The 7800-nt window shown below is 72.1% G+C and carries 4 protein-coding genes; all 4 read left to right on the top strand.

Translation table 11 applies throughout. The features are described 5' to 3' along the window. Positions 1–834 (top strand): hypothetical protein (locus IN07_RS25890; RefSeq protein WP_052091433.1); only part of this gene is annotated, 834 nt, incomplete at its 5' end. Between the two features lie 11 nt (positions 835–845). Then, positions 846–2636, top strand: a complete 1791-nt coding sequence (locus IN07_RS17560) for an ABC transporter ATP-binding protein (RefSeq protein ID WP_052091434.1) — start codon at positions 846–848, stop codon at positions 2634–2636. Positions 2637–2894: 258 nt separating this feature from the next. Beyond that, positions 2895–4931: a DNA topoisomerase (ATP-hydrolyzing) subunit B gene (gyrB, locus tag IN07_RS17565; protein ID WP_036338057.1), complete on the top strand. Its 2037-nt coding sequence runs from the start codon at positions 2895–2897 to the stop codon at positions 4929–4931. Between the two features lie 104 nt (positions 4932–5035). After that, positions 5036–7504, top strand: a complete 2469-nt coding sequence (gyrA, locus tag IN07_RS17570) for a DNA gyrase subunit A (protein WP_036338058.1) — start codon at positions 5036–5038, stop codon at positions 7502–7504. Positions 7505–7800 lie beyond the last annotated feature (296 nt).

Consider the following 7800-nt stretch of genomic DNA (forward strand, 5'->3'; position numbering starts at 1 on the left):
GACCTGCCGGCGGTGGAGCCGGAACGCCCGGCCACGTCCCCGCCCCCGTCCACCCCGCAGGCGTCCGTCCCGCCGGCCACGACCCGGGACGAGGCCGCCTGGCAGCCGCCGGGTCCCGACCAGTGGCAGTCCGAGGCGCCACCGCCCGCGCAGACCGACCGTCCCCGCCGGGGACTGGGCGGCCTGTTCGGTGGCGGGCGCTCCCGGTCCGGGGACGACGCCGGCGCCGGGTACCGCGACGTCCAGCCGGACCCGGCCGTCGCCGCGGACCCCTACGGCACGCAGCTGTGGGCCCAGCAGTTCGGCTGGGTGCTCTCCGACGGCACCGCCCCGGAGGACGAGCCGCTCACCGCGCTGGTGCGGTCGGCGCCGGTCCGCCCCGGGAAGGAGGACCAGGCCAGCCGGGTCCTGCGTGGGCGGGGCAACGGCCTGGACCTGGTCGCCTTCGACATCGTCTCCCCGGTCGGGCGCGGCTTCGTGAGCACCCACGCGATCACCGCGGCGCCGGTGCTGGGCTCGGTGCCCGCCTTCCGGCTGTCGCCGGCCCGCATGTGGCGGCACGGCACCGGCGGGATGCTGCAGATCCCCAGCCCGGACCCCGAGTTCGACCGCCGCTGGGTGCTGCTCGCCGCCGAGGACGGCCCGCAGGTCCGCCGGATCGCCGAGGACCCCGTCGTCCGGCAGTCGCTGCTGGGCACCGACGACGGCGACGAGGTCTGGTCGGCGGCCGGCTTCGTCGCCGCCATCCGGCCCGACGCCAACCGCCCGCAGCTGATCGAGCACCACGCCCGGCTGCTGGCCGCCGTGGTCGGCGCACTCGCCGCCGCGGCCTGAGCACCACCGCGATGACGTCGGGCGGGACGGCGACGGACGAACCGACGCCGTCCGCCGGGCTGCGCGAGCTGCTGCCGCTGCTGCGCCCGCACCGCCGGGCGCTGGGGGCGGCCGCGGTGCTCTCGCTGTTCTCGGCCGCGGCCGCGCTGGCCCAGCCGGCACTGGTGGGGCAGGTGATCAGCGCGGTCGGCTCGGGCGGTGCGGTGCTGCCCGGGGTGGTCGCGCTGGTCGTCGTCCTGGTGGCGGCCGCGGTGCTCGGGGCCGGGCAGCAGTACCTGCTGCAGCGGACCGCCGAGGGCGTCGTCCTCAGCACCCGGCGGCTGCTGGTCGACCGGCTGCTCCGGCTGCCGATCGCCGAGTACGACCGGCGCCGGACCGGCGACCTCATGTCGCGCGTGGGCTCGGACACCACGCTGCTGCGGGCCGCGGTCACCAGCGGCGTGGTGGAGATCGTCGGCTCGGTGGTCGTCGGCGTCGGCGCGCTGGTGGCGATGGCCCTGGTCGACGTCTGGCTGCTGCTGGTCACCGTCCTGGCGGTCAGCGTCGGGGTGACCACCGCCGTGCTTGCCTCCCGCCGGGTCCGGGAGCTGTCCCGGCAGGCGCAGGAGCAGGTCGGCGCGATGAGCGCAGCGGTGGAGCGCGCACTGTCGGCGGTGCGCACGATCCGGGCGAGCGGGGCCACCGCCCGGGAGGTGGACACGGTGGGCACCAGCGCCGAGCGGGCGTTCACCGCCGGGGTGCAGGTCGCCCGGCTGGAGGCGCTGGTCTCACCGGCCGGCTCGATCGCCGTCCAGGGCGCGTTCCTGGCCGTGCTGGGGTTGGGCGGCTACCGGGTGGCGACCGGCTCGATCGCCGTCGCCGACCTGGTCGCCTTCATCCTCTACCTGTTCCTGCTGGTCATGCCGCTGGGGCAGCTGATCGGTTCCTACACCCAGCTGCAGACCGGTCTGGGCGCGCTCGCCCGGGTGCAGGAGGTGCTGGCGCTGGAGCCCGAGCACGACGAGGAGCCGGAGCGCCCGGCAGCCGGCCGGTCGCCGGCGGTGCTCCGCACCCCGACGGGCGCTGACCCTGTGCCGCTGCTCCAGCTGGACCGCGTGGGCTTCGGCTACCCGGACGGGACGGCGGTGCTGCACGACGTCTCCTTCACCGTGCCGGCCGGCAGCCGGGTGGCCCTGGTCGGGCCGTCGGGCGCGGGGAAGTCCACGGTGCTCGAGCTGGTCGAGGGCTTCTACCCGCTGTCGGCCGGGACGGTCCGGTGGGCGGGCACCGACGTGCGCGAGCTGCCCCGCGCCGCCCTGCGCGCCCGGATGGGCTACGTCGAGCAGGAGGCGCCGGTGCTGGCCGGCACGGTGCGGGAGAACCTGCTGCTCGCCGCGCCGGACGCCGGGGAGCAGCAGCTGTGGCAGGCGCTGTCCGACGTGGGCCTGACCGGCGTGGTGCAGCGCTCCGCCCGCGGACTGGACGTCGCCGTGGGGGACGACGGGGTGCTGCTGTCCGGTGGTGAGCGCCAGCGGCTGGCGATCGCCCGGTCGCTGCTGGCCCGGCCGGCGCTGCTGCTGCTCGACGAGCCGACCGCAAGCCTCGACGCCCGCAACGAGGGCCTGCTGCGCGAGACTCTCGCCGCGGCGGCGGCCGACCGGGCCCTGCTGGTGGTGGCCCACCGGCTGTCCACGGTGGTCGACAGCGACCAGATCGTCGTCCTGGACGCCGGGCGGGTGGTCGCCGTCGGCACGCACGCCGAGCTCGTCGACACCAGCCCGCTCTACCGCGAGCTCGCCACCGCCCAGCTGCTGGTCCCGTAGCGGCGTTCCACGTGGAACGTCCGGCTCCAGTCGACACAGGACGGCGTGTCGACCCGGGGGGCAACACCGGTGGTGGCGCGTGAGTCGGGAGAGGCTCTCGCGCCACGTCAGGCCCCGGACGGGCGGTCTGCGGTGTACGCACCCGGTACTCTGGAGGGGACACACCCCCAGCAGCCCGCTGAGAGCCGTCCTGCGCGCCTCGACATCGTCGTCGACGTGGCGCCGCGGCCGCGAGGTTGCGCAAGAGAAGGGCCCCACGTGGTCGCTCAGCCGCAGACCGAGAACGCCTACTCCGGCAGCTCCATCACCGTCCTGGAGGGGCTGGACGCGGTCCGCAAGCGCCCCGGCATGTACATCGGCTCGACCGGTGAGCGGGGCCTGCACCACATGGTGTGGGAGGTGGTGGACAACGCCGTCGACGAGGCGCTGGCCGGCTACTGCGACACCGTCCGGGTGACCCTGCTCGCCGACGGCGGCGTCCGGGTCGAGGACAACGGCCGTGGCATCCCGGTCGACATGCACCCGGTGGAGAAGCGGCCCACGGTCGAGGTCGTCATGACCATCCTGCACGCGGGCGGCAAGTTCGACGGCAAGAGCTACGGCGTCTCCGGTGGCCTGCACGGCGTCGGGGTGACCGTGGTCAACGCGCTCTCCCACGCGCTGGACGTGCGCATCTGGCGCAACGGGACCGAGTGGACCCAGCACTACGACGTGGCCAAGCCCGGCGCGCTGACCGAGGTCGGCCCGACGGACAAGCGGGGCACGGCCATCACGTTCTGGGCCGACCCGACGATCTTCGAGACGACGGTCTACTCCTTCGACACGATCAACCGCCGGCTCCAGGAGATGGCCTTCCTCAACAAGGGCCTGACCATGGTGCTGCGCGACGAGCGCCCCGGGCACAGCAAGGCCGAGACCGGCGCCGCCGACGAGGCCTCGCTGGCCGAGGCCGCACCGACGGTCGGTGCGGAGGCCGCCGCCTTCGAGCCCACCGAGGTCACCTACCGCTACGACGGCGGCCTGGTCGACTACGTGACCTACATCAACCGCCGCAAGACCGCGATCCACCGCTCGGTCATCGGCTTCTCCGCCGACGGCGTGGGCAAGAACGACACCGCGATGTCGGTCGACGTCGCCATGCAGTGGTCCGACGCCTACTCCGAGTCGGTGCACACCTTCGCGAACATCATCAACACCCACGAGGGCGGCACCCACGAGGAGGGCTTCCGGGCGGCGCTGACCTCGATCGTGAACAAGTACGCGATCGAGAAGAAGCTCCTCAAGGAGAAGGACGACAAGCTCACCGGTGACGACATCCGGGAGGGCCTGGCCGCGATCGTCTCGGTGAAGCTCGGTGACCCGCAGTTCGAGGGCCAGACGAAGACCAAGCTCGGCAACACCGAGGTCAAGGGCTTCGTGCAGAAGGTCTGCAACGACCAGATCGGGCACTGGTTCGAGGCCAACCCGGCCGAGGCGAAGACGATCATCACCAAGGCCACCTCGGCGGCCCGGGCCCGCCGGGCCGCGCAGGACGCCCGCAAGCTCGCCCGCAAGAGCCTGCTCACCGTCAGCGGCCTGCCGGGCAAGCTGGCGGACTGCCGCTCGACCGACCCGCGGAACTCCGAGGTCTACATCGTCGAGGGCGACTCGGCCGGTGGCTCGGCGAAGTCCGGCCGCGACTCGATGTACCAGGCGATCCTGCCCATCCGCGGCAAGATCATCAACGTCGAGAAGGCGCGCATCGACCGGGTGCTGAAGAACACCGAGGTCCAGTCGATGATCACCGCCTTCGGCACCGGGATCCACGACGAGTTCGACCTGTCGAAGCTGCGCTATCACAAGATCATCTTGATGGCCGACGCCGACGTCGACGGCCAGCACATCACCACGCTGCTGCTGACCCTGCTGTTCCGCTTCATGCGGCCGCTGGTCGAGGCCGGCCACGTCTACCTGGCGCAGCCGCCGCTGTACAAGATCAAGTGGGGTAACAAGAACCCCGACGACTACGTCTACACCGATCGGGAGCGGGACGAGCTGCTCAAGAGCCGCGCTGCCGAGGGCCGCAAGCTCCCCAAGGACGACGCGATCCAGCGGTTCAAGGGCCTCGGTGAGATGGACGCCAAGGAGCTGTGGGAGACCACGATGAACCCGGAGAGCCGGATCCTGCGCCAGGTGACCCTCGATGACGCTGCCGCAGCGGACGAGCTGTTCAGCGTGCTCATGGGCGAGGACGTCGTCGCCCGCCGCAGCTTCATCACCCGCAACGCCAAGGACGTCCGCTTCCTCGACGTCTGAGGAAGGACCCCTCGCCCCCGAGCGGGGGCCGAGGGGCGAGGACCCCGAGGCGCGTGTAGTGCGCATTCATCCACCGCTGTGTATCGACTTGTGGAGAACCAGACGTGACAGAGACACCCAGCCGCGACCGCGTCGAGCCGGTCGACCTCCAGCAGGAGATGCAGCGCAGCTACATCGACTACGCGATGTCGGTCATCGTCGGCCGCGCACTGCCCGACGTGCGGGACGGCCTCAAGCCGGTGCACCGCCGCGTGCTGTACGCGATGTTCGACCAGGGCTTCCGGCCCGACCGGGCGACCGTCAAGTGCGCCCGCGTGGTCGGCGAGGTGATGGGCAACTACCACCCGCACGGTGACTCGTCGATCTACGACGCCCTCGTGCGGCTGGCCCAGCCGTGGTCGATGCGCTACCCGCTGATCGACGGGCAGGGGAACTTCGGCTCCCCGGGCAACGACCCGGCCGCGGCCATGCGGTACACCGAGGCCCGGCTCACCCCGCTGGCCATGGAGATGCTCCGGGACATCGACGAGGACACCGTCGACTTCCAGCCCAACTACGACGGCAAGAACCTGGAGCCGCTGGTCCTCCCGGGGCGCATCCCCAACCTGCTGGTCAACGGCTCGGCCGGCATCGCCGTCGGCATGGCCACCAACATGCCGCCGCACAACCTGCGCGAGGTCGCCGCCGCCGTCTTCTGGATGCTCGAGCACCCCGAGGCGGAGGCGGAAGAGGCGCTGACCGCCTGCATGGAGCGGGTCAAGGGCCCGGACTTCCCCACCCACGGGCTGATCGTCGGCCGTGAGGGCATCGAGGACGCCTACCGCACCGGCCGTGGCTCGGTGCGGATGCGCGCCGTCGTCACCGTCGAGGAGGACAGCCGGGGCCGGGTGCAGCTCGTCGTCACCGAGCTGCCCTACCAGGTCAACCCGGACAACCTGGCCGAGTCGATCGCCGAGGGCGTCCGCGACGGCCGGCTGCAGGGGATCTCCGAGATCGCCGACGAGTCCAGTGACCGGGTCGGCCGGCGGCTGGTCATCACGCTGCGCCGGGACGCCGTCGCGAAGGTCGTGCTGAACAACCTCTACAAGCACACCCAGCTGCAGACCACCTTCGGCTGCAACATGCTCTCCATCGTCGACGGTGTGCCCCGCACGCTGCGGCTGGACGAGCTGATCCGGCTGTGGGTGACCCACCAGATCGAGGTCATCGTCCGGCGGACCCGGTACCGGCTGCGCAAGGCCGAGGAGCGGGCACACATCCTGCGCGGCTACGCCAAGGCGCTGGACCACCTGGACGAGGTCATCGCCCTCATCCGCCGCAGCGAGTCGGCCGAGGCCGCCCGCAGCGGGCTGATGGAGCTGCTGGACGTCGACGAGATCCAGGCCGTCGCGATCCTGGACCTGCAGCTGCGCCGGCTCGCCGCTCTGGAGCGGCAGCGGATCCTGGACGAGCTGGCCGAGATCGAGGCCCGCATCGCCGAGCTGCAGGCGATCCTGGACTCCCCCGAGCGGCAGCGGCAGATCGTCCGCGACGAGCTCGCCGAGATCGTGGAGAAGTACGGTGACGACCGGCGCACCCAGTTCGTGGCCAACGACGGTGACGTCTCCATGGAGGACCTCATCGCCGAGGAGCAGGTGGTCGTCACGATCACCCGCACCGGCTACGCCAAGCGCACCAAGGCCGACCTGTACCGCTCGCAGCGGCGCGGCGGCAAGGGCGTCATGGGCGCGCAGCTCAAGCAGGACGACCTGGTCCAGCAGTTCTTCGTGGGGTCGACCCACGACTGGATCCTGTTCTTCACCAACAAGGGCCGGGTCTACCGGGCCAAGGCCTACGAGCTGCCCGAGGCGGCCCGGACCGCCCGTGGCGCGCACGTGGCCAACATCCTGGCCTTCCAGCCGGACGAGAAGATCGCCCAGGTCATCCAGATCAAGGACTACACGGTCGCCCCGTACCTGGTGCTGGCCACCGCCCGCGGTCAGGTGAAGAAGACCCGGCTGACCGACTTCGACTCCCCCCGCTCCGGCGGCGTCATCGCGATCAACCTGCGCGACAACGACGAGCTGGTCGGTGCGGCGCTGATCAGCCCGGACCAGAACCTGCTGTTGGTCACCCGCAAGGCGATGTCGATCTGCTTCAGGGCCAACGACGAGCAGCTGCGCCCGATGGGCCGGGCCACCGAGGGCGTGCGCGGCATCTCGCTGGCGCCGGACGACACGCTGCTGTCGATGATCGTGGTCCAGGAGGGCGTCGACGTCCTGGTCGCCACCGAGGGCGGCTACGCCAAGCGCACCGGGATCGAGCACTACCCGGAGCAGGGCCGGGGCGGCAAGGGCGTGCTCACCGCCGACCCCAAGGCCCGCAAGGGTGCCCTGGTGGGGGCGCTGGCCGTGGTGCTCGGTGACGAGCTCTACGCCATCACCTCCGGCGGCGGGGTCATCCGCACCCCGGTGAACGGCGTCCGGCACACCCGGGACCGGGCGACCATGGGTGTCAAGCTCATGAACTTGCCGGAGGACGTCTCCATCGTGGCTATCGCGCGTACGACGGACAACGACGAGCCCGACGCCTAGGGTGGGGCGGATGCCAGACCGGTGTTGCGGACGACGACGTCCGCGCTCCGGGCTGTGCGACGACCACCGCAGTGACCGGCCCACCGCCCTCTGCACCATGGCGGACCCGGTGGGTGCACCGACGCGGCGAGGGCCGCAGGGCGACAGGAGACTGGGATGAGCGACCGGGCACGCAGTTCGGTGCGTACCGACTCCCGTGAGGGGGACGGCACCGCCGACGCGGCACCGGAGGGTGCCACCCCGGTCGCCGACCGGCCCGAGCCGGCCGGTGCGGCCACCGCACCCCCGACGAAGGA

The sequence above is a fragment of the Modestobacter caceresii genome (assembly GCF_000761485.1).
GTDB classification, from domain to species: Bacteria; Actinomycetota; Actinomycetes; order Mycobacteriales; family Geodermatophilaceae; genus Modestobacter; species Modestobacter caceresii.